Genomic DNA, 20,901 nt, shown 5'->3' on the forward strand with positions numbered 1-20,901 from the left:
GGAGTGCGCCACAAGCGATGGCGCCTAAGCGTCAACACTTGTGCGAGCCCGCTTTAGGCAAGCAGTTTTACACAACTACGCCAGCCTAGAGCGGGCGACGTTACTAACAAAATAGGAATTTTGTTAGTAACGGTAGGTAAAAGGAAGCACAAAAAAAGCCCCACAGATCGAAACCTGCAGGGCTTTAGCGTGAAATTGTTTTCGAAAAATTTGCAGTTGTATTTATAAAGGCCTTGCTGAGAGCTTATTGCTCCACAAATGCTCGCTCAATAACATAATGCGCCTTCTGACCATGACGAGACTCCTTAAAACCATGGCCATCTAAAATTTCGCAGGTTTCCTTTAGCATACTTGGACTGCCACAAATCATAAAACGATCATCTTCCAAATTGGGCTTCGGCAAAGCTAAATCTTGAAACAATTTACCCATGCGCATTAGATCGGTAAGGCGACCGTTATTGCGATAAGGCTCACGCGTTACGGTTGGGTAATAAAGTAGCTTTTCGCGCACTTCCTCACCGAAAAACTCATTGTTAGGCAACTCATTTTCTATCACATCTTGATACGCCAGCTCAGACACATGACGCACACCGTGAGTCAAAATAATCTTATCGAAACGCTGATAAACTTCCGGATCTTTAATAATGCTCATAAATGGCGCTAAGCCCGTACCAGTACTGATTAAGTACAAATGCTTGCCTTCTAACAAATGGTCAGCAACTAAGGTACCTGTTGGCTTAGTAGAAAGCAGGATCTCATCACCCACCTCGATATTCTGCAAACGAGAAGTCAGCGGGCCATCTGGCACCTTAATGCTGAAAAACTCCAATTCTTCATCATAGTTTGCGCTGGCGATACTATAGGCACGCATCAGCGGCTTTCCCTCAACCTCCATGCCCATCATCACAAAATGGCCATTCTCGAAGCGCAAGCTTTGGCTGCGGCTGGTATTGAAGCTAAACAGGCTATCATTCCAGTGGTGCACTCGGGTGACTCGTTCACGAATCAAACTGGCCATATTAGGTTCTCCAAGACATTAATTTCATGGACTACAGTCTAGAGCTCTACCCATTAACCGTAAAATGGGTTATTTTTCTATTGCTTATCGATTTTATGAATATACAGCAAACTGGCCACATCTAGCCCACAACACAGATACACCTAGAGGTACACAATATGCGCTTCAGCTTGCGACAGATAGAGGTCTTCTTGTGCACTGCCCAGCTACAAAACATCAGCTTGGCAGCAAAACAGCTCAACCTTTCACAGTCTGCGGCCAGCTCCGCTCTGCGCGAATTAGAGCAACAATTTGGCCTTCAGCTATTTGATCGTGTCGGCAAGAGATTGCGGCTTAATGAAAACGGCATAGCCTTGCGACCACAGGCTCAAGAACTGATCAGCAGTGCCGAGCGGCTGGAAAATAGCTTTAAAGGTCAAGCTGGCCTCGGAGACCTGCGCATTGGGGCAACCTTAACTATTGGTAATTACTTAGCCGTACCTCTTGTGGCTCAGTATATGAGCGATGCCAAGCTGCGAGGCCAGGAGGCGAAGATAGATCTGCATGTCGCCAACACCGACAGTATCGCCAAACAGGTGCTTAACTATGAAATGGATATTGGTCTGATCGAAGGTGAATTTAATCATCCATTACTGCGCAGCCAATTTTGGCGCGAAGATGAATTACTCATTGTAGCCAACCCGGAACACCCCTTCGCTAAGGAGCAGGCCTTAAATGATGAGCAGCTTTTATCACTTCGCTGGATAAGTCGAGAACATGGCTCGGGCACTCGCCAAGCTTTTGAACATGCGCTCCACGGTCTGCTTCCGCAGCTTGATATCACCATGGAACTTGAGCATACCGAAGCCATTAAGTGCGCAATTGAAGCTAATCTGGGTGTCGCCTGTCTCTCCCGCTTAGCCGTGCATGAAGCACTAAATCGCGGCAGCCTTATACAACTGCACGCTCCCCACCGTGATTGGCGCCGCCGATTTTATTTTGTATTTCATCGCGATAAAGCCATTAGCCACTCACTGGAACACTGGCTAAATCTATGCCAAGCTGAACCTTCCAACTAATCAGAGTTTTGCACTCTATGGTTTTTTGCACGATTACTTTATTCGGCTTCAGATTAATACTGAGCACTCTAGCCTCAGCTCAAGAGGTTTATAAACATAAAGATAAGCATGGCAACTGGGCTTTTACTGACAAAAAGCCTAAACAAATGGAAAAGTTATCCACCCTACAGCTAGATAAAAGATCTAAACTCGGACAAACCCAATCACCGCAGGTATAAAAAAGCCGGAGCTTTTGGCCCCGGCTTTTCACAAATCACGCTTTGCTTTGCAAAAGCTAACGCAATTAGATCTCACCGCTTTCATAGCGCAAGAACATATCGTCCAAGCTGATTGGCTTGATCTTGCTAGCATTACCTGCCGTTTCAAAAGCTTCGTAACGTGCGATACAAATGTCTTTCATTGCATCTACAGTTTTTGCCAAGAATTTACGCGGATCAAACTCAGTAGTGTTTTGCGCTAAGAAGCGACGTACCGCACCAGTTGATGCCAAGCGTAAATCAGTGTCGATATTTACTTTGCGAACACCGTGCTTAATACCTTCGCAGATTTGCTCAACAGGCACACCATAAGTTTCTGGAATCTCACCACCAAACTCATTGATTACCTTCAACCACTCCTGAGGAACAGAAGAAGAGCCGTGCATAACTAAGTGAGTATTGGGTATGCTCTGGTGAATCGCTTTAATGCGATCGATCGCCAAAATATCACCCGTCGGTGGACGAGTGAATTTGTAAGCACCGTGAGACGTACCGCAAGCAATCGCCAAAGCATCAACTTTTGTTTTCGCTACAAAGTCAGCGGCTTCTTCTGGGTCGGTTAGCATTTGATCGTGGCTTAATTTACCTACCGCACCAATGCCATCCTCTTCACCCGCCTCGCCGGTTTCTAAAGAACCTAAGCAGCCCAGTTCGCCTTCTACAGAAACACCACAAGCGTGGGCCATATCAACAGTGCGACGGGTTACGTCAACATTGTACTCGTAGTCGGTCGGGGTTTTGCCGTCTTCGCCCAAAGAGCCATCCATCATTACCGAGCTAAAGCCCAATTGGATAGAACGCTGACATACCGCAGGAGAGGTACCGTGATCCTGATGCATACATACAGGAATATGCGGGAACTCTTCGATAGCGGCCAAAATTAAGTGGCGCAGGAAAGGCGCACCAGCGTATTTACGTGCACCGGCTGAAGCCTGCACAATCACCGGCGAATCCGTTTGATCAGCCGCTTCCATGATGGCGCGCATTTGTTCCAGGTTGTTCACGTTAAAAGCGGGAACGCCATAACCATACTCGGCGGCGTGATCCAACATTTGGCGCATGCTTATTAAAGCCATAATCTTCTTCCTATAATATTTGTGCCCACGCTATCCCTAGGGGCCTTGTAATGTTAAAACCTTTAAACTCAAAAACTTATAACTTACTGCGCAGCACGCTGCTCTAAAATAGCAACGGCTGGTAAGGTTTTGCCTTCTACATACTCCAAGAAAGCGCCACCGCCTGTGGAAATGTAAGATACCTGCTCGGCAATTTCATACTTATCAACCGCCGCTAAAGTATCGCCGCCACCGGCAATCGAAAAGGCATCACTTTCGGCAATCGCTTTTGACAGCGCTTTAGTGCCTTCACCAAACTGATCAAATTCAAACACACCAACTGGGCCATTCCAAATGATGGTTTTGGCGTCAGCCAGGATCTTCGCTAATTGGGCAGAAGAGTCTGGACCAATATCGAAAATCATATCACTATCACTCACATCACCGGAGGCTTTTAGCTCTGCCGCGGCCGTTTCAGAAAACTCCTGCCCTACCACAACATCTGTTGGCACTGGAATATCGCATTTTTCCATCAAGGCCTTAGCATTAGGAATTAAATCGTCTTCACACAAAGACTTACCCACATTGCTGCCGCTTGCGGCCAAGAAGGTATTGGCGATACCGCCGCCCACAATCAACTGATCCACTTTGTCAGATAGTGATTCTAAAACCGTAAGCTTGGTGCTCACTTTGGAACCACCCACAATCGCCACCATAGGGCGCGCTGGCTTATCTAAAGCTTTGCCTAGAGCATCTAACTCACCGGCTAATAATGGGCCAGCACAGGCCTCAGGAGCAAACTTAGCCACACCATGAGTAGAAGCTTGGGCGCGGTGCGCGGTGCCGAAAGCATCCATGACAAACACATCGCATAAAGAGGCGTAGGCTTTAGCCAACTCATCTTCGTCTTTTTTCTCGCCTTTGTTAAAGCGTACATTTTCCAAAAGAACCAACTCGCCCTCGGCCACTTCAACGCCTTGCTGCCAATCCTTAACAACATTAACTTGGCGGCCCAGCAAACCACCTAAATGATCAGCAACCGGAGCCATAGAAAATTCTTCGGCAAATTCACCCTCAGTTGGGCGGCCCAAATGGCTCATGACAATGACTTTAGCGCCTGCATTAAGCGCCCGCTCAATTGTCGGCAATGCAGCACGAATACGCGCATCGGAAGTTACCTTGCCGCCTTTTACCGGCACATTTAGGTCTTCACGAATAAGTACGCGCTTACCGGCGAGATCCATCTCGGTCATCAGTTTAACGGCCATGGTGTGTTGTCCTCATTGTAGATTTTGAAATTCTGCTGTGGGGCCAATAACTTAGAGTGCCCCGTAATTCATCTAAAACTTTTTAGCCCAAAAATCCGCAGTATCAATCATGCGGTTAGCGTAGCCCCACTCATTATCAAACCAGGTTAACACCTTTACCATACGCTCACCGGCCACTCGTGTTTGGGTCGCATCGACGATACTGGAGCGTGGATCATGATTAAAATCGCAGGAGGCCAGCAACTCTTCGGTGTAACCCAACACACCGAGATAATCACTTTGTGCGGCAGCCGCTAATGCTTGGTTTACCCGCTCGGTACTGACATCGCTTTTCATCACCACTGACAAGTCCATCGCCGAGACATTGACCGTAGGAACACGCATAGCCTGGGCTTCAAAGCGCCCGGCCAGCTCAGGCAAAAGGCGATCGATACCTTTAGCTAAGCCTGTATCTACAGGAATCATAGATTGAATGGCACTGCGAGTCTTTCGAAGATCAGTATGGTGATAGGCATCAATTACTGGCTGATCGTTCATCGCTGAGTGAATAGTGGTAATCACACCGCTATCGATACCAAAGGCCTTATCCAAGGTATGGATCACCGGCACAATACAATTGGTGGTACAGGATGCATTAGAAACAATGGTTTCCCGACCCGTTAGCTGCTGATGATTCACCCCATAAACAATGGTGGCGTCAACTTCAGCGGTTGCCGGCTGAGAAAACAACACATGGCCGGCGCCAGCCGTAATATGTTGCTCGGCGGTAGCACGATCATTAAAAGCACCGGTGCACTCTAAAACTAGATCAATACCTAGATCACGCCATGGCAATTGGCGAATATCAGGCTGATGTAAAACGCGAATGCTCTGCTTATTAATGTGCAGCAGGTCTTCACTAACGGACACAGCCGCTGGGAAGCGGCCGTGAGTCGAGTCATACTGAGTGAGATGCGCGATAGTGTTGCAATCAGCTAACTCATTGATTGCCAACACACGCAAATTACTAAATCGACCCTGCTGCTGAGCTTCATGCAAAGCCCGCAGCACGCAGCGACCGATTCGGCCGTAGCCATTAATAGCAATATTGGTCACGCTCACACTCTTCGTCCAAGCTCGGTTTATAAGGCTTAGTTTATTAGGCCTAGTTTTTAAGGCCCAGTTTGCAAGGTTTAGTCTTCTAGCAACTCTTCAACATTGGCCACCACATTATCAACAGTGAAACCAAAGTGCTCTAGCAAGACATTACCCGGGGCAGACTCACCAAAGGTGCTCATACCAATCACGCGGCCTTCTAGGCCTACGAACTTATACCAATAATCTTCGTGAGCGGCTTCTACCGCCACGCGCGCCGCCACTTCGATTGGCAAAACTGATTGCTTGTAGGCAGCATCTTGCTTGCTGAAGATTTCCGCACAAGGCATGGAAACCACGCGTACCTTACGGCCAGCAGCTGTTAACTTATCCGCCGCCTGAACGGCCAACTCAACTTCAGAGCCGGTAGCAATCAAAATCGCTTCTGGCTCACCATCGCTGTCTTTTAAGACATAAGCACCGCGGCTAACGTCAGCCAACTGTTGCTCAGTGCGCGGCTGAGGTGCCAAGCCCTGGCGAGAGAAGATCAATGCACTTGGGCCGTCACGACGCTCGATGGCACTCTTCCAAGATACGGCAGATTCAACCGCATCGGCTGGACGCCAAGTGTGTAGATTTGGTGTTAAACGCAAGCTGGCAATCTGCTCAACCGGCTGGTGAGTTGGACCATCTTCACCCAAACCAATTGAGTCGTGGGTATAAACAAAGATGCTTTGCTGGCCCATCAAAGCCGACATGCGCACAGCATTACGGGCATATTCCATAAACATTAAGAAGGTAGCACCGTAGTTTACAAAGCCACCGTGCAAGGCAATACCGTTCATAATGGCGCTCATACCGAACTCGCGCACACCGTAAAACAAGTAGTTGCCGCTGGCATCATCAGCGCTAATGCCTTTAGAGCCGCCCCATAGGGTCAAGTTAGAGCCAGCCAAATCGGCAGAGCCGCCTAGCAATTCTGGCAACAATGGGCCAAAGGCGTTCAAGCTATTTTGTGAAGCCTTACGTGAAGCGATTTTTTCACCGGCGTCTTGGCACTCTTTAATATAAGCATCAGCTTTTTCGCTGAAGTCTTCTGGCAAATCACCACGGATTACGCGACGCTCAAACTCAGCAGCCAGCTCAGGGTGCTCATCTTTATAAGCCGCCATTTGGGCTTCCCAAGCACCTTGTGCTTCAGCGCCAGCTTTCTTCGCATCCCACTGGGCATAGATATCCGCTGGAATTTCAAAGGCTTCGTGCTCCCAGCCTAGGGTTTCACGAACCAAGGCAATCTCTTCTGCACCCAGTGGCGCACCATGACAATCCTCTTTACCCTGCTTATTAGGAGAGCCAAAACCAATTACAGTTTTACAGCAGATCAAGGTGGGCTTGCCGTCTTCAGCACGTGCTTGCTCGATCGCTTCTTTTATAGCCGCGCTATCGTGGCCATCTACCGCAGGAATAACCTGCCAGCCGTATGATTCAAAGCGCTGTGGGGTATCGTCGGTAAACCAACCTTCAACCTCACCATCAATCGAGATGCCATTGTCATCATAGAAGGCAATCAGCTTGCCTAAGCCTAGGGTACCCGCTAAAGAACAAGCTTCATGGGAGATACCTTCCATCAAACAGCCATCACCCAAGAAACAGTAGGTGTAGTGATCAACAATATTACGGCTGTCACGATTGAATTGAGCCGCCAAGATCTTCTCAGCGACCGCCATACCTACGGCATTGGTAATGCCCTGCCCCAGTGGGCCCGTGGTCGTTTCAATACCTGGAGCATAGCCATACTCCGGGTGACCTGGAGTTTTAGAGTGCAACTGACGGAAGTTCTTTATTTCCTCGATTGGCAGTTCATAACCTGAAAGGTGCAATAAAGAGTAAATCAGCATGGAGCCATGACCGTTAGACAGCACGAAACGGTCACGGTTTGCCCACTCAGGATCGGCCGGGTTATGCACTAAATAATCGTTCCACAGAACTTCGGCGATATCCGCCATGCCCATTGGGGCACCTGGGTGGCCGGAATTGGCTTGTTGAACGGCATCCATACTCAAAGCACGAATCGCATTGGCTAGCTGGTTGCGGGAAGGCATAAAGAGCTCCTGAGGGGGCTAATAGATCAAAAAGTAATCAGCCATAGGCTGGAAAATGGGCGCTATTTTCCCTTTTCTTGGGGGGTAGGTAAAGGCCATTAGGCAAGAATTATTTTTGGTCGCTCAAGGGCTAGCATAGTGCTATAGGCAGGAGCCATGGCTAACTGAAGGGACTATGAGAGTCGGATTTGAGAGGCGGATTTATCGATTGACTTTAATTACTCATCTAAAACGTTTTTGCTCAAGCCCCTAAAACCTAAATTGACAGCCACGATTGAGCAGAAAGCAAAAGAAGATTATGACGCCAAAATTTGTGAGGCAGTTCAAAAAACTTCGTAAACTCAAAAATAGATAACGGTGCCTTTAGCGATAAAAATTAAGCCTTACTTACCACTCGACTAAAGTTGCTTAAGTTTACTTAAATGAAAAAAATATAAACCCAACTATGAAAATCATAGCCGCAAAAGCACTACTAAATAGTAGAGGCCATAGTCTTGCTACTAGTTTTAGTGACGGCTCACTGTAAAAGCAGCTGTCAAGAACATTTGATAACAGGCGATGCTGCGTCATCAATGCTTTGAAAAAGTAGTTCTAAAATCTCAGTATTTAAAAAATAATTTAAACATTTTCATGGTGTACGGCACGTCAATATCGATTACCTTTTTGGCTAAGGGAACACTTCAACTACGAGAACAAAACCGTAGGTAGCTAGAGCAAAGGACAATGCCAATATCACCTCAGCAATAGCCAAATCCGTATTTTCGGAACAGGCCTCCCTCCGGGATATATGGCGTCGTCAAAATCCAAGTATCGAGCGCAGGAAAGCCGATGAAGATTTTTCGATTTTTAACTGCACTGTTTGCCGCAAGCTTTTTGTGCTTTGCAGGCGACTTCGTTAGTGCAGAAAAAGCCAACAAAAGCGATACCTTCCTAATCGAGGAGGAAATCGGCGGGACACTAATAAACCAAACAAAAACGAATATTGGTCAAAAGTTTTTCAGGGCGTTGAGCGAAGCGCATTTGTCAAACCCCAAAATCAAACATTTAAACTTTGTGGTACACGAAAGAAGCTCTGCTCGCTGGGGCAGCCTAATTTGGATTAACAACGGACAAAAAGAAGTCTACCGCCAATTTTTATCACCAGCACAACGTGACTTCAAAGCCGTCGCGGAATATGCCTATTTAACAATGGGGCAATATACCGAACAGTTCGAGCTCCAACAGCTGTTAGGCGACCACTTTGATATTGACAAGGATGAAATATAACTATGAACAAGTACGCCTTCAAAACCGTCCTGTTTGCCACCGCGATATCTATTAGCAATTTCGGCCTGGCTACAGAGCTAATTTACGTTCCTAAAAATCCCTCCTTCGGTGGAAACCCGTTAAATGGCAGTATCTTATTGAATAATGCCCAAGCACAGAATAAGAAAACAGATCCAGAGATTGAAATCGAAACTCGCAGTGAGCTAGATCGCTTTACAGATTCCTTGCGTTCGCGGCTGCTAAGCCAGTTGCTATCAGACATAGGGGCGGGAAAAACCGGAACCCTTGATACCGATGATTTCTCGATCTTAATTGTGGATAACGGAGAAGGCGAAATCAGCGTAAAAATAACGGATAAGAATACCAATCAAACAACGGAAATTGTTGTGGACGGACTGGAGATTGACTCGTGATCACTTCAAAAAAAATTATAAGCTATTCGGCAGTATTGCTAGCAAGCGGCTTGCTAGCCGCCTGCTCACCAAGTTCAACCATCGAAAGGCTGCACGGCGAAGGTATCACTCCACCTAGACTTACTCCCCGTTCTGCGAGCTATGACGATCTAACAAATCTTCCACAACCTAAAGGTAAGATTGTCGCAGCGGTGTACAACGTGAAGGATCAGACCGGCCAGTACCGTGCCGCCCCAGCGAGCACCTTTTCAACCGCCGTCAGCCAAGGCGCCACCTCCATGCTCACACAAATTCTCAATGAGAGCGGCTGGTTCCTAACCTTAGAGAGAGAGGGATTACAAAACCTTTTAACAGAACGAAAAATCATTCGAGCTGCACTGAAAAAAAACCAAGCTCACAGCAATAATGATCAGGATCTGCCATCTCTTTTGTCGGCAAATATTCTAATCGAAGGTGCCATTACAGCCTATGAAACCAACCTAAAAACTGGCGGCTCAGGAGCGAGATATTTTGGCATCGGTGCTTCAGAGCTATACCGAAGCGACCAAGTAACTGTTCACCTAAGAGCTGTAGACATTAGAACTGGCCAAATTCTAAATACGGTCTCCACAAGCAAGACTATCTTTTCCAAGCAAATTTCAGCAGATGTATTTCGCTTTGTAGAGTTCAAACGACTACTCGAAATGGAAGCGGGCTATAGCCGTAATGAGCCAGCGCAATTATGTCTTATGTCTGCAATGGAATCGGCGGTTATCCACCTTATCACCCAGGGCATTGAGGATAACCACTGGCAACTTGCCACCCATGAAGGGCGTGACCACCCAGTACTAAGTCGCTACCTACAGGAAACCCCAGAGGAAAACTTAAGCCCATTTGTGATTGCCAGCCAGGAGTGAACTAGCCATGAAAACGCTCAGATTGATGTGCAAAACCTTAATATTATTAACCGGCTTTTTTTCAATAAGCGCATTGGCCGAAAATAGTTTCGATCTAGACCAAGAGTCAGAGTTCTCTCAGGTTATAGGTAGTCAGCTTGGTCAAAATCTAAAGGCCAACATCATACAAAAGGGATCGCAAGGCAATATCAATTTGAGCCAGCGAGGCGATTCTAATCAAAGTGACATTAGCCAAGATGGCCTAGAAAACGAGATTTTACTCGTACAGATTGGCTTCAGCAACGCAGCAACTGTTACCCAAAATGGCGACAACAACTCGATCAACCTACTGCAACGTGGCGCTCGAAATGAACTAAACATGCTCCAGAATGGAAGCTCAAACAAGGCGGAGCTAAAACAGTATGGATCCTACAAAAACCTAAAGATCAATCAAATTGGTCATTACATGTCAGTCACTGTTACACAGCGATAAACATTGGTATTTAGAAACAGGGTAACTCAAATGAAAAGACAAAGTTTAGCACTTGCGATTAGCATTGCCTTAGGACTAAGCAGTACTTCTAATGCCCAGCAAAATAACACCCTAGTAACTCAAGAAGGCAATAACAATACGGCGACGGTTGATCAAATACTCAACTCAAGACTCAATCGCGCAAATATTATTCAAAAGGGTAATGCCACACAATCAAACTCTGCATTAGTCAAACAAAACGACGCTAGCGATAGCAGCTCCGGGGTAACCCAATCCAATAGCCAAAGTTCAAGTGCCGACAGCCAACAACTACTGGATTCAATTCGAGCCAGCAGCCGCATTTTGCAAGATCGCTCTAGTCGTTCAAACGCTACAGCCCGACAATCCAATGTCGATGATCAATTTAGCATTATCAGACAAAGTAGCTCCCACTTGACTAGCGCCAGCATTGTACAGAACGATAATACTGGTGGCGGGGCGACCATTAACCAAAACAACAGTAGTAATAGCAGCATGAGAATTGAGCAGACTTTCAATTCCGAAAGTGAAATATTATTAAACTCCAATAATTTAGAAAATGGTTTCTTTTCAGTCACTCAAGTTAAATCTGACAACGCTTTGGTAGACGGCTTTCAAACTGGCCAAGGTCATATCGCGAATGTACACCAAGGTAGCAGCCAGGACGGTGAAGTCAGTATTTTCCAGAGCGGGCGCACACACAACTCTGAAAGCAGGCAAACAGATAGCTTACAGGCGTCAATCGACGTAACACAAAGAGGAGTTTCTCAGAGCCATACCGCAGCAATCGTCGATGGCAGGGAAGTCAGCCTAGACCTTACCCAACGCGGCAGGCTAAACGAATCAGGATACAACTCAACAGCTAGCAGTTTTAGCCAAAGTTTCGTTTTTCAAAATGGGAATAACAACCAGTCAAATATCAACGCTAGCAACAATAGCCACTTAAACCACAATATTGAACAAATAGGAAATTCGAATAGTAGTTTGACCAATTTAAGAGGCAACACAAGAGTCGATTCCTTACTTACTCAAAACGGTAATCGTAATAGCGATTTTGTCAGCATGCTAAATTCTTCAGATGGCACAGTAGATGGTAGAACTCGCGGCCGCGGGAACGACACAAACTTCTTCTTCAGTGACAATGAAAACTTCTCTGCTACTACTAGAACCCGGGGAAACAATAACAGTAATAGCATTAACCAAAGGCAAGCCTTTGATAAAGCCTCCACGGAAAGTGTCATTAATGGCAACCGAAATAATGTATTTATCAACCAAAATAATTCTGGTCAAAATGCGGAAGTTGCGAGCAGTATTACTGGTAACAGAAACTTTTTTAACAACATACAAAGCAACAATCGTAACAACATAAGCATAAACAGCAAAACCAATGGCAACTCCAACCGAGTCACCGTCTGGCAACGGGACAATGAACAAAATGTCATCAGCAACACCCTTGCTAGCGGCACCGCGAATACGGCATTTACCAAGCAGACCAATAGCAAGGCGGACATTTCGAGTGACATCATCCTCAACGGCATTGAGAACAATGCAATGGTAGATCAAGAAAATGTAAGCGACCAAGTATTTTCTGCTTTAGATATTACCGGCAATAATAATTCCGCTAACACCCTACAAAATTCTAGCTCGCAAATATCAGCTAAAGCCCAGCTTCGCGGAGATAGAAACAGCAGCCAGATTACCCAACGCAATAGCATTAACTCTAGCGCCAGCTTCGACGTTCTTGGCAGTGACAACCAAGTAAGCACAGAACAAGACGGAGAGCTGCTGAATTCAACACTAACTGTTACTGGCAATCTCAATGAACTAAGCGTCAATCAAGCTGGGTTGAACCATTCTGTAGATGCTTTGGTGGCCGGCGATAGTAACTCTGTACTGAATCAGCAAAGCGGTAATGACAACAGCATCGAGCTAGATTCTTCTGAGCTTTTCTTTGCTGATTATGAGTTTATTCAATCTGGACAGGGTAATGAGCTTAGTTTAACAGCGAGCGGTGATAACCACTTGATTCGATCAGCTCAGAGCGGAAACGATGGTATTGCAGTAATCGTTCAGTCTGGCAGCGCCAACCAAGTAAACCTTAGTCAAGCCAGTAGTGGAAACACTGCCAACATCAATCAATCTGGCACAGGGAACTCTGCAGTTATCACGCAAGGCCAGTAGGCCCAGCACTGCTCCCAAGCGAGTAATTTATGCTGCTAGGAATTCACTAGCAGCGACTGAATTTCGATTAACAATCGAAAGCAGGTGTTCAAAGGCCTCCTTTTGAGCACCACCTTAGCAACGAGTTAAATAGCTGGCCTTGCAATAAGCCAACTAAGTTAACCAAACCGGCATAACCGATCAATTTTGAGTACTTTTGGATCAGTAATGCCTTTTCAATCGTAAGGAAACACATCATGAAAAAGCGTCACTTAGCTCTCGCAATAGGTCTTGCTCTAGGCATCGGCCAAACTGTTCAAGCCCAAAGCAACACTGCCAATGTTACTCAAGAAGGTATTTTAGATTTAGCCATTGTCACCCAGACCGGCAGCTCAACGAACAACAACGCAACTATACAACAGCTAGGCGCAGGCTCTGCACTTAACACTGCAGAAGTCCGTCAAGATAATTCATCTGCAAGTGATGCAACAGTCACCCAAGAAAATAGCCTATTGTCTAATGCCGGCGCTTTACAAACCGCAGCTACAAATACAGCCACAAGTGAGATTAGCCAGAACTCTGCATTCTCCTCTAGCGCTACAAGTGTGCAATTAGGGGGAATCGGCCAGACCAGTCGAATGACCCAAAACAGTACCGATAACACTAGTGTATTCGTTACTCAAGATGGCAACAGCGACAGTAGCGTAACTTCTGCACAAAACAGTACCAACTCCAGCAACATCACTGTTAATCAAATAGGCAATCAGAACAGCAGAATTAACGTGGGCTCGGACAACTTAAGCAATGGCAATATGCAAGTTAATCAAACCGGCGGTTTCGAAAATAACGTCAATGCAAATCAAAGCGGACGCAACCACTTTGCTTCTATAGAACAGTCTAATGGTGAATTTAGTGTGATCAATGTATCACAGCGAGGCAACTCTCAATTTTCCGATACCCGCCAGTCAAACAGCGTTCAGTCGAGCATGAGCATATCCCAGCGAGAGTTCTCTAACAATAGTAATGCGCAAATGAATAATGCCGAAAACTCATCTGTCAACGTCACTCAGCGCGGCCGAAGAAACGAATCCACTTACTTGAACAATGGTGGAGTAGCCACCGAATCCCACATTAACCAGCGTGGCCGAAGAAATAAAGCGACTGTTACGGAAACCATCAATCAAGGTTTAGTAAACAACGTAAGCCAACGGGGTCGAGACAATAGTGCAACGGTCACCATGGAAAACAATTCCTTCGTCACCTCCAGTGTGAACCAACGCGGACGAAGAAACAGCGCCACAGTTAACGCAAACCTTGCTGATAACGGAGTAATTTCTGATAGCGTCACAGGAAACGACAACACTACAGATATCGCTGTGACGAATGCCAACGGCTATTCCGTCGATAGCAATATGGTAGGCGATGGCAATAGCTTTACCAGCCGCCAAAACTTAGTTGGTAATGGGGCTGGCCTCGTTAACAACGTTACCGGTGATGCTAACACAGTGAACTTAAGCCAAGAGAACGCTGGTGACAACGCAAACATTGCCAATGGCATTACTGGCAACGGAAATACAGTTACCGCAAGACAGGAGAATGCGGGAATTAATATGAGCATTACCAATAGCACCACTGGTGATGGCAATGTAATTACCGCTTCACAAAACTCCAGTATTGTCGATGCCTCGATTACCGTTAATACCACAGGTGACGGTAATACCGTTGGTGCCAACCAGACATTGGCATTATTTGGAGCAGACGCATCTGTTGACATCGTTGGTAACACTAACCAAGCTTCGGTGGAACAAACTTTCGTTGGCTTAGGCGCTGAGGCCTCTATTAACATCAATGGTGATGGCAATATTGCTAATAGCCTGCAGAATAGTACATTCGCTACCACTTCAAGCATAGCCATCAATGGCAATGGGAACTTTGCCCAAACTGATCAAGACAGCACCAGTAATAGCAATTCTTCCACCAGCACAAGCGGCAACGCAAACGCTATGGTTTCATTCCAAGCGGGTAATGACTTGCAGGCTACTATGACTATTAATGGTGATGGCAATGGGTTTGGCTCTGGCCAAAGAGGAAGCGGCCACAGCCTAAACGGCGCTGTGAATGGAAACGGGAACACTGTTCTTACGCTCCAGTTTGATACCGATAATAGCATCGAACTAGCCTCATCAGAGTTAAACTTCGGTGACTATGATCTTCGTCAATCAGGAAACAATAATGACCTAGTGCTAGATGTTAGCGGTGATAACCACTTTGTGCGAACCGTCCAAACGGGCTCCGGTGGCATCGCCTCACTAACACAAAGCGGCAGCGGCCATAGCGCTATTCTCAATCAAACCAATGTGGCCAATACGGCCAACATTAGCCAGGCCGGCATTGGCAACGTAACCCTCGTAAACCAAGGCTTTTAATTTTTGTCCCACCGCCAAGATGGATCTTGGCGGCATTTTCTAAATAGAATTAATGATAAAAGTCCTTAATTTCAACCTCTGTAAGCTCTCCATAATCCTTGGCTTTTTCACGAATATCATCTGCTTTGCCAATAAATACAAATTGCAAATTCGACGCTGGAAATTTCGCTTTGGCCAATTTATTTGCTGACTTAATATCTAGGGCAGCAACCTTAGCTTCAAAGTCATTTATCACTTCATCACCCAAATCGAATGCCCACATGCGCGCCAGTAAACCAGCTAACTGGGAAGACGTTTCAAAACGCGGCGGAAACAAACCTTTAACATATGCTTTAGCGGATGCCAAAGTTTGGCTATCAATGCCCTTATCCCACAAACGCTGGTAGGTTTTCAACGCCAAATCCACAGCTTCAAAAGTTGTTGCGGTCTTGGTAAAGGTACTAATTTTGAAAGTTCCGGCCTCTGACTCTTTATCAAAGCGACTTCTTGCCCCATAGGTCAAGCCTGAATTAACACGCAGCTCATCATTCAACCAGGAAGTAAAGCGCGCCCCCAGAATAGTATTAATAACAGAGACAGGTACTTCATCGTTATCACCCAAGGCAATGCCCGGCCCACCAATAGCGAAGGTTGTTTCTTTAGCATCTGCCTTGTTAACCAGCAAAACTCGAGCTTTAGTTGGCAGCTTGGCTTTTGTCAATTGCGCTTGCGGTTTAGCCGTGCCACGCCAGCTAGCAAATAGTTTTGCTAGTTTTGCCTTCATCGCTTTCGAATCAATATCACCCACTACAATTAGAGCGGCATTATCAGGTTGAAAATAGTTACTGTAGAAGGTTTTTATAGCTTTGCGATCTATCGTTGCAATGGTCTTCTCATTACCCCCAGTAGGATTAGCGTAGGGGTGATCACCATAATAAAGATGATCAAAGATATCACCTATCATCGCCCTTGGACTTTCACGATTTTGTTTCAGAAGAGCTGACAAACGCTTTTTGTATTTCTCAATTTCTTGTTGATTAAAATCCGGGCGCAATATCATATCAGCCATTAGAGGCAATATAATGTCACCATCCTTTTTAGCGTAGGACATACCCAACATCGTGACTTCTTTACCTGCGCTACCACCAAAATCAGCCCCGTAGAATGACAGCTCATCTTCTAGCTCAATTTTATTTTTGCCAGCCGCGCCAAACTTGAGGGCCTCAGTGGTAAATTCAGCCAAACCGAATCGAGAACCATCGGATACTGAACCCGCCTTTACAGCAAGCACTACATCCACTAATGGCACTTCGTCTTGGGGCATCAAATAGACATCTAGACCATTTTCCATCGTATATTTTTCATAGCCCGGCAAGGTAAAAGCCGCTAACGAAAGTTGGGATGCCAATAAGAAACAGCTCAATAGCGAGAATCGAATTACAGCCTTCATTACTTGTCTCCTTCTATGCTGTCAGCGTGCTTATCTAACACCACAACACTTCGATTAGCTTTTCTGAAATAGCTATTCATTACCCTTTTCACATCCTCAGCCGTCACTTTCGCCATATCTTTTGAGGCATCGAACATCTTTTTATAATCACCAAAATAAATCTGATAGGTGCCCAGCGTATCGGCCTTACCATTAATGGTTGCCAAAGTATGATACAAACCAACTTGCGCCTGATTTTTAACTTTCTGTAGCTCTCTATCGCTAACCAATTCATTACGAAGCTTATTGATCTCTTCAATAATCCCATGCTCCAACTTTTCTACCGTCACACCTTCTGCCGCGGTTGCAAAGATGTAAAATATATTGGGATCGATGCTTTGCGGGTAGTAGGCCCAAACATTAGTCGCCAATTGCTTTTGATCGACTAAGGCTCGTGTTAAGCGCGCACTATCATCACCACTAAGCAGACTCTCGACCATATCCAGTGCGTAGTAGTCTTTATGGCGAGTATTGGGAACATGAAAGCCCATCATGATGTTGGGACTTGAAACAGATTCCTTTTGAACATAAGCGCGACGCTCGCCTTTTTGCTCGGGCTCCACCGTGTGAATTTTACGAGGCTCAGGCTGCGCAGGAATATCTCCAAGATACTTTTTGGCCAGGCGCTCTACTTCTTCCGCCTTGACATCACCTGCTACCACTACCAAGCCATTATTGGGGGCATAATAACGTCGATGATAGTCTCGTAAATCTTCAATACTCCAATTATCAATATCGGATTGATGCCCAATGACAGGCCAGCTATAGGGGTGAGCTCTAAAGGCGATTCCCTTCAACTCCATCATCATCAAACGAACATTTGAGTTTTCTAGGCCGGTGCTGCGCTCAGAAGTCACGACACCACGCTCACTTTCTACCATTTTCTCATCAATTTTTAAGTGAGCGATTCGGTCAGACTCTAAATCAAAAATAGTTTCTAAAGCACTAGCAGGAAACCAGTCTGTATAAACTGTTACATCTTCGGTGGTATACGCATTATTTGCGCCGCCATTGGCTTCCATCACCCGATCAAACTGTTTTGGGCCGTATTTTTTAGCGCCGTTAAACATCATATGTTCAAAAAAGTGCGACAAGCCGGTAATGCCCGGCACTTCGTTTCTCGATCCTACCTTCCAGAATAGATACATATTGGCATTGGGAATGGAATCATCTTCCAGCACCATAAATTCCATGCCATTTTTCAAGGTAAAGGTTTTGACATCCTCAGCCGTCGTCTGGGCCGACAAATTCATCGACAGCCCCATGCCAATACCGACGCTCAATAGTCCGATTCGCAGCTTGCGAGACCATGATTGTTGTTTTTGCATTTTACTTCCTCGGTAGTGTTCAAATTCGGGTAAACACAGATTTATTATCAATATACTCTGGCACTATTTTAGTACTGAGTTAGTGTTGAGCAGCTACAGCGATGCTCTAGACCAAATACACTAGATATACACTGTATTGACTCCATATGAGCTGCTTTGACACTATTGTGCAGTAAAACGGCGATCTAAACATTATGATTTTACCGTCTAAGCTAACACTTAACTTTAACGAATGACGGTCTAAATCCCTCTTTATTAAGGGCATTCAGTATGAGATTCAGACAACAGTTAAAAGCTGGCCTAACACTATGCCTTTGGAGTTTATTCCTGATGAGCACTAATAGCCAAGCCGAACTACAGGCTTTACTCGATGCCGAAATCAACAAAAAGCTCAATGATGAGAAGTTGATTGGAATGGGGGGAGTGCTCATTCAAAACGGGGATATCGTCGCTATTAGCGCTCAAGGTTTACGCAAAAAAGGCGACGGTAGCGAACTAACAGTACAGGACAAGTGGCATTTAGGTTCGGTTACCAAATCGATGACAGCCACCACCATTGCCAGGCTAGTCGAAAAAGGCAGCTTAAGCTGGGAGCAAAAACTGGACATCATCCCTATCACCAATTCCGGCCGACACCAAGACTGGACTGCTGTCAGCTTAGAGCAGCTTCTACACCATAGCTCCGGCGCTACCGCCAACTTCCCCCTGTCGTTGATGTTCAGTGATGACCCGAAAGGCAGTGATAAGCTCAAAAAAGCCCGCCTGAGTGCAGTGCAAGAAGTTTTGAGTAAAGCCCCAGAACATCCTGCTGGCAGTCAGTTTCAGTATTCGAATGTTGGCTACACCATCGCTGCTGTAATAGCTGAGCGAGCCACAGGAAAGAGCTGGGAAACGCTGATCCAAGAGGAACTGTTCACGCCACTGGCACTAGACTCAGCCGGCTTCGGGCCTCCTAAAGACACAGCAGAGGAAATCGAACAACCCCGTGGGCATAAGTCTATATTTGGTTTTAAGTTCTCCGTAGGCACCGATGCCGACAACCCCAAGGTTATGGGGCCTTCGGGCAATGTTCATATGAGCCTTAAAGACTTAGCAGCTTATGCCAATTTACATCTACAAGGAGCGCGCGGAGACTCAAGCTACCTTAGCAAAAAGAGCTTTGAAGCCTTACACACAAGCCAATTAAACAACTATGCCAAGGGCTGGGTTATTAAAGAGCATGACCCACTAGCCGAAGGCAAGGTTATCTGGCACAACGGCAGCAACACCATGTGGTATTGCCTGCTAACTTTACTCCCCGAGTTGAATACCGCTATTGCTATTACCGTCAATGAAGGCAATATAAAGAAAGCCGAGGGCAGTGCTGTAGACATCACCCGTAAGATGTTAAAAGCTATACAGAACAACAAAAACTCTTAAGTTCACAAACAAAAGGATGGCCGCCATGAGAATCGCCAGCAAGCTAAAACACGCCACTTTACTGAGCTGCCTGCTTATCGCCGCCGTGCCTTCTTCAGCAAACGCTAACCCCTTTGTGAAAGACCCATTAACTCACGAGCTAGAAAGACAACTGCATATTAAAGTGAGAGCCAATGCCGCCATTTTAAATGATGATCAGTTTATCAAGGACAAGGCCAAGTATATGCGCAAGCTCTTCTTGGCTTTGAAAGCGGAAGGTTTTTCAGACAAACAGGCATTAGAGCTGGTCAAAGCTAGCCTCCATGAGAGCAGCTTTTAAGCCAAAGTTTCAGCGATATAAAGGTAAAGCTAATGTCTAATGAGACAGATAAAGCCGTTTCTCTTGACGAGAAATTTGCACTCTTCGATGATCACTGGTCTCCCAAGGTAATCGCCCAATGTAACGGCCAGTTGGTCAAGCTTGCCAAAGGCAAAGGTGAACTCATTTGGCACAAGCACGATAATGAAGACGAATTGTTCTTTGTGCACAAAGGCCGGCTTACCTTAAAATTTCGTGACCGCGAAATCGTTTTAAACCCAGGCGAGTTATTTGTTGTCCCTCGAGGAGTGGAGCATTGCCCACTCGCCGAGGAGGAAACAGAAATCCTACTGTTCGAGCCCGCGGGAACTGCTCACACCGGGGAGCACAGTACAGAACAAACCGTAGCTTCAGAAGATCAACCTTGGATCTAAGCCAACTTCCAAAAAACAAGACTATGAAAAGAAGAGAATTTCTAAAAGCCAGTAGCGTAGCAAGCGCCAGCGGCGCTCTGGCCGCCTGTGGCGGCCGCACAATCAAACCCCAAAACGCCGTACAACGTGGCTCTACACTTATCGTTGAGAAATCCAAACTTAAGAGTGGCCAGCTTTACATTGCACACCCTTCAGAACGATTCCCGATATCTATCATGCAACTCGACCAAGAACGCTACTGGGCTAATTTGATGCGATGCAGCCATCAAAAGTGCGAGACGCAGGCTAGTGACGAAGGCTATATATGCCCTTGCCACGGCGCCCGCTATGACAAGCAAGGTAAGGTAAACAAAGGCCCTGCGACTGTAGACTTACCCAGTTATCAAGTACTGGATAAAGGCGAGCACCTCTGGGTGGAACTAAATGAGCAGGCGAACAACTAAGCAGCTAGCGCTGTACAAAGTTCGTTAA

At 46.1% G+C, this 20,901-nt stretch carries 19 protein-coding genes; 12 read left to right on the plus strand and 7 right to left on the minus strand.

The features are described from left to right. Nucleotides 1-244: 244 nt before the first annotated feature. Nucleotides 245-1,018 (minus strand): ferredoxin--NADP reductase, encoded by a 774-nt coding sequence (locus Q1A41_RS16745; RefSeq protein WP_299981313.1) that lies wholly within the window; start codon nt 1,016-1,018, stop codon nt 245-247. Nucleotides 1,019-1,176: 158 nt separating this feature from the next. On the opposite strand from Q1A41_RS16745, the gene Q1A41_RS16750 reads away from it, so the two are divergent. Both Q1A41_RS16750 and Q1A41_RS20415 read left to right on the plus strand, forming a co-directional pair. Beyond that, on the plus strand, nt 1,177-2,076 hold the full coding sequence (locus tag Q1A41_RS16750; RefSeq protein WP_299981315.1) for a LysR substrate-binding domain-containing protein: 900 nt from the start codon (nt 1,177-1,179) through the stop codon (nt 2,074-2,076). Nucleotides 2,077-2,093: 17 nt separating this feature from the next. After that, the gene (locus tag Q1A41_RS20415; RefSeq protein ID WP_363322449.1) at nt 2,094-2,294 is read left to right on the plus strand and encodes a DUF4124 domain-containing protein; all 201 of its coding nucleotides are present in this window, start codon (nt 2,094-2,096) and stop codon (nt 2,292-2,294) included. Nucleotides 2,295-2,359: 65 nt separating this feature from the next. Here the strand turns inward: Q1A41_RS20415 and fba are convergent, their stop codons facing one another. The 4 genes from fba to tkt form a co-directional block, all read right to left on the minus strand. Further along, complete coding sequence (fba, locus tag Q1A41_RS16755; RefSeq protein WP_299981317.1) at nt 2,360-3,409, minus strand: class II fructose-bisphosphate aldolase; 1,050 nt, start codon at nt 3,407-3,409, stop codon at nt 2,360-2,362. Nucleotides 3,410-3,492: 83 nt separating this feature from the next. Then, nucleotides 3,493-4,656 carry a phosphoglycerate kinase gene (locus tag Q1A41_RS16760; protein WP_299981318.1) on the minus strand — a complete coding sequence of 388 codons (1,164 nt, stop codon included), beginning with the start codon at nt 4,654-4,656 and terminating at the stop codon, nt 3,493-3,495. A 72-nt stretch (nt 4,657-4,728) separates the two neighbouring features. After that, a complete protein-coding gene (gene gap, locus Q1A41_RS16765) occupies nt 4,729-5,751 on the minus strand; it encodes a type I glyceraldehyde-3-phosphate dehydrogenase (protein ID WP_299981320.1) in 1,023 nt (340 codons plus the stop codon). 77 nt (nt 5,752-5,828) lie between these two features. Then, nucleotides 5,829-7,832 carry a transketolase gene (gene tkt / locus Q1A41_RS16770; protein ID WP_299981322.1) on the minus strand — a complete coding sequence of 668 codons (2,004 nt, stop codon included), beginning with the start codon at nt 7,830-7,832 and terminating at the stop codon, nt 5,829-5,831. Nucleotides 7,833-8,660: 828 nt separating this feature from the next. On the opposite strand from tkt, the gene Q1A41_RS16775 reads away from it, so the two are divergent. From Q1A41_RS16775 to Q1A41_RS16800, 6 genes are all read left to right on the plus strand, one after another. Further along, complete coding sequence (locus tag Q1A41_RS16775) at nt 8,661-9,098, plus strand: CsgE family curli-type amyloid fiber assembly protein (RefSeq protein WP_299981324.1); 438 nt, start codon at nt 8,661-8,663, stop codon at nt 9,096-9,098. 2 nt (nt 9,099-9,100) lie between these two features. After that, nucleotides 9,101-9,511 (plus strand): curli assembly protein CsgF, encoded by a 411-nt coding sequence (locus Q1A41_RS16780; RefSeq protein ID WP_299981325.1) that lies wholly within the window; start codon nt 9,101-9,103, stop codon nt 9,509-9,511. Continuing rightward, a complete protein-coding gene (locus Q1A41_RS16785; protein WP_299981328.1) occupies nt 9,508-10,407 on the plus strand; it encodes a CsgG/HfaB family protein in 900 nt (299 codons plus the stop codon). Before Q1A41_RS16780 ends, Q1A41_RS16785 begins: the two co-directional genes overlap by 4 nt. A 7-nt stretch (nt 10,408-10,414) precedes the next feature. Continuing rightward, nucleotides 10,415-10,879, plus strand: a complete 465-nt coding sequence (locus Q1A41_RS16790; RefSeq protein WP_299981331.1) for a hypothetical protein — start codon at nt 10,415-10,417, stop codon at nt 10,877-10,879. Between the two features lie 30 nt (nt 10,880-10,909). After that, nucleotides 10,910-13,078: a hypothetical protein gene (locus tag Q1A41_RS16795; RefSeq protein ID WP_299981333.1), complete on the plus strand. Its 2,169-nt coding sequence runs from the start codon at nt 10,910-10,912 to the stop codon at nt 13,076-13,078. Nucleotides 13,079-13,314: 236 nt separating this feature from the next. Continuing rightward, complete coding sequence (locus Q1A41_RS16800) at nt 13,315-15,483, plus strand: hypothetical protein (RefSeq protein ID WP_299981335.1); 2,169 nt, start codon at nt 13,315-13,317, stop codon at nt 15,481-15,483. A gap of 49 nt (nt 15,484-15,532) precedes the next feature. On the opposite strand, the gene Q1A41_RS16805 is transcribed toward Q1A41_RS16800, so the two are convergent. Together Q1A41_RS16805 and Q1A41_RS16810 are read right to left on the minus strand one after the other, a co-directional pair. Next, entirely contained in the window at nt 15,533-16,912 is a 1,380-nt protein-coding gene (locus tag Q1A41_RS16805) for a pitrilysin family protein (RefSeq protein ID WP_299981337.1), read from the minus strand. After that, nucleotides 16,912-18,279, minus strand: coding sequence for a pitrilysin family protein (locus Q1A41_RS16810; RefSeq protein WP_299981339.1), 1,368 nt, complete (start codon nt 18,277-18,279; stop codon nt 16,912-16,914). The genes Q1A41_RS16805 and Q1A41_RS16810 overlap by 1 nt, the downstream gene beginning before the upstream one ends. A 330-nt stretch (nt 18,280-18,609) precedes the next feature. On the opposite strand from Q1A41_RS16810, the gene Q1A41_RS16815 reads away from it, so the two are divergent. From Q1A41_RS16815 to Q1A41_RS16830, 4 genes are read left to right on the plus strand one after another with little or no spacing between them, the layout of a single operon-like run. Further along, complete coding sequence (locus tag Q1A41_RS16815; protein WP_299981340.1) at nt 18,610-19,698, plus strand: serine hydrolase domain-containing protein; 1,089 nt, start codon at nt 18,610-18,612, stop codon at nt 19,696-19,698. Nucleotides 19,699-19,723: 25 nt separating this feature from the next. Further along, the gene (locus Q1A41_RS16820; RefSeq protein WP_299981342.1) at nt 19,724-20,017 is read left to right on the plus strand and encodes a hypothetical protein; all 294 of its coding nucleotides are present in this window, start codon (nt 19,724-19,726) and stop codon (nt 20,015-20,017) included. 32 nt (nt 20,018-20,049) lie between these two features. Further along, nucleotides 20,050-20,430: a cupin domain-containing protein gene (locus Q1A41_RS16825; protein WP_299981344.1), complete on the plus strand. Its 381-nt coding sequence runs from the start codon at nt 20,050-20,052 to the stop codon at nt 20,428-20,430. A gap of 23 nt (nt 20,431-20,453) precedes the next feature. Continuing rightward, a complete protein-coding gene (locus Q1A41_RS16830) occupies nt 20,454-20,873 on the plus strand; it encodes a Rieske 2Fe-2S domain-containing protein (RefSeq protein ID WP_299981346.1) in 420 nt (139 codons plus the stop codon). Nucleotides 20,874-20,901 lie beyond the last annotated feature (28 nt).

Origin of the sequence: uncultured Pseudoteredinibacter sp. (assembly GCF_947502065.1) — a bacterium.
GTDB lineage: Bacteria > Pseudomonadota > Gammaproteobacteria > Pseudomonadales > Cellvibrionaceae > Pseudoteredinibacter.

Excerpts from the sequence above, each read along its gene's own strand:
- Q1A41_RS16780 (WP_299981325.1), top strand. The coding sequence starts at position 9,101 with ATGAACAAGTACGCCTTCAAAACCGTCCTGTTTGCCACCGCGATATCT.
- Q1A41_RS16775 (WP_299981324.1), top strand. The coding sequence starts at position 8,661 with ATGAAGATTTTTCGATTTTTAACTGCACTGTTTGCCGCAAGCTTTTTG.
- Q1A41_RS16790 (WP_299981331.1), top strand. The coding sequence starts at position 10,415 with ATGAAAACGCTCAGATTGATGTGCAAAACCTTAATATTATTAACCGGC.
- Q1A41_RS16805 (WP_299981337.1), bottom strand. The coding sequence starts at position 16,912 with ATGAAGGCTGTAATTCGATTCTCGCTATTGAGCTGTTTCTTATTGGCA.
- Q1A41_RS16825 (WP_299981344.1), top strand. The coding sequence starts at position 20,050 with ATGTCTAATGAGACAGATAAAGCCGTTTCTCTTGACGAGAAATTTGCA.
- Q1A41_RS16795 (WP_299981333.1), top strand. The coding sequence starts at position 10,910 with ATGAAAAGACAAAGTTTAGCACTTGCGATTAGCATTGCCTTAGGACTA.
- Q1A41_RS16760 (WP_299981318.1), bottom strand. The coding sequence starts at position 4,656 with ATGGCCGTTAAACTGATGACCGAGATGGATCTCGCCGGTAAGCGCGTA.
- Q1A41_RS16815 (WP_299981340.1), top strand. The coding sequence starts at position 18,610 with ATGAGCACTAATAGCCAAGCCGAACTACAGGCTTTACTCGATGCCGAA.
- Q1A41_RS16800 (WP_299981335.1), top strand. The coding sequence starts at position 13,315 with ATGAAAAAGCGTCACTTAGCTCTCGCAATAGGTCTTGCTCTAGGCATC.
- Q1A41_RS16830 (WP_299981346.1), top strand. The coding sequence starts at position 20,454 with ATGAAAAGAAGAGAATTTCTAAAAGCCAGTAGCGTAGCAAGCGCCAGC.
- Q1A41_RS20415 (WP_363322449.1), top strand. The coding sequence starts at position 2,094 with ATGGTTTTTTGCACGATTACTTTATTCGGCTTCAGATTAATACTGAGC.
- fba (WP_299981317.1), bottom strand. The coding sequence starts at position 3,409 with ATGGCTTTAATAAGCATGCGCCAAATGTTGGATCACGCCGCCGAGTAT.
- Q1A41_RS16750 (WP_299981315.1), top strand. The coding sequence starts at position 1,177 with ATGCGCTTCAGCTTGCGACAGATAGAGGTCTTCTTGTGCACTGCCCAG.
- tkt (WP_299981322.1), bottom strand. The coding sequence starts at position 7,832 with ATGCCTTCCCGCAACCAGCTAGCCAATGCGATTCGTGCTTTGAGTATG.
- Q1A41_RS16810 (WP_299981339.1), bottom strand. The coding sequence starts at position 18,279 with ATGCAAAAACAACAATCATGGTCTCGCAAGCTGCGAATCGGACTATTG.
- Q1A41_RS16820 (WP_299981342.1), top strand. The coding sequence starts at position 19,724 with ATGAGAATCGCCAGCAAGCTAAAACACGCCACTTTACTGAGCTGCCTG.
- Q1A41_RS16745 (WP_299981313.1), bottom strand. The coding sequence starts at position 1,018 with ATGGCCAGTTTGATTCGTGAACGAGTCACCCGAGTGCACCACTGGAAT.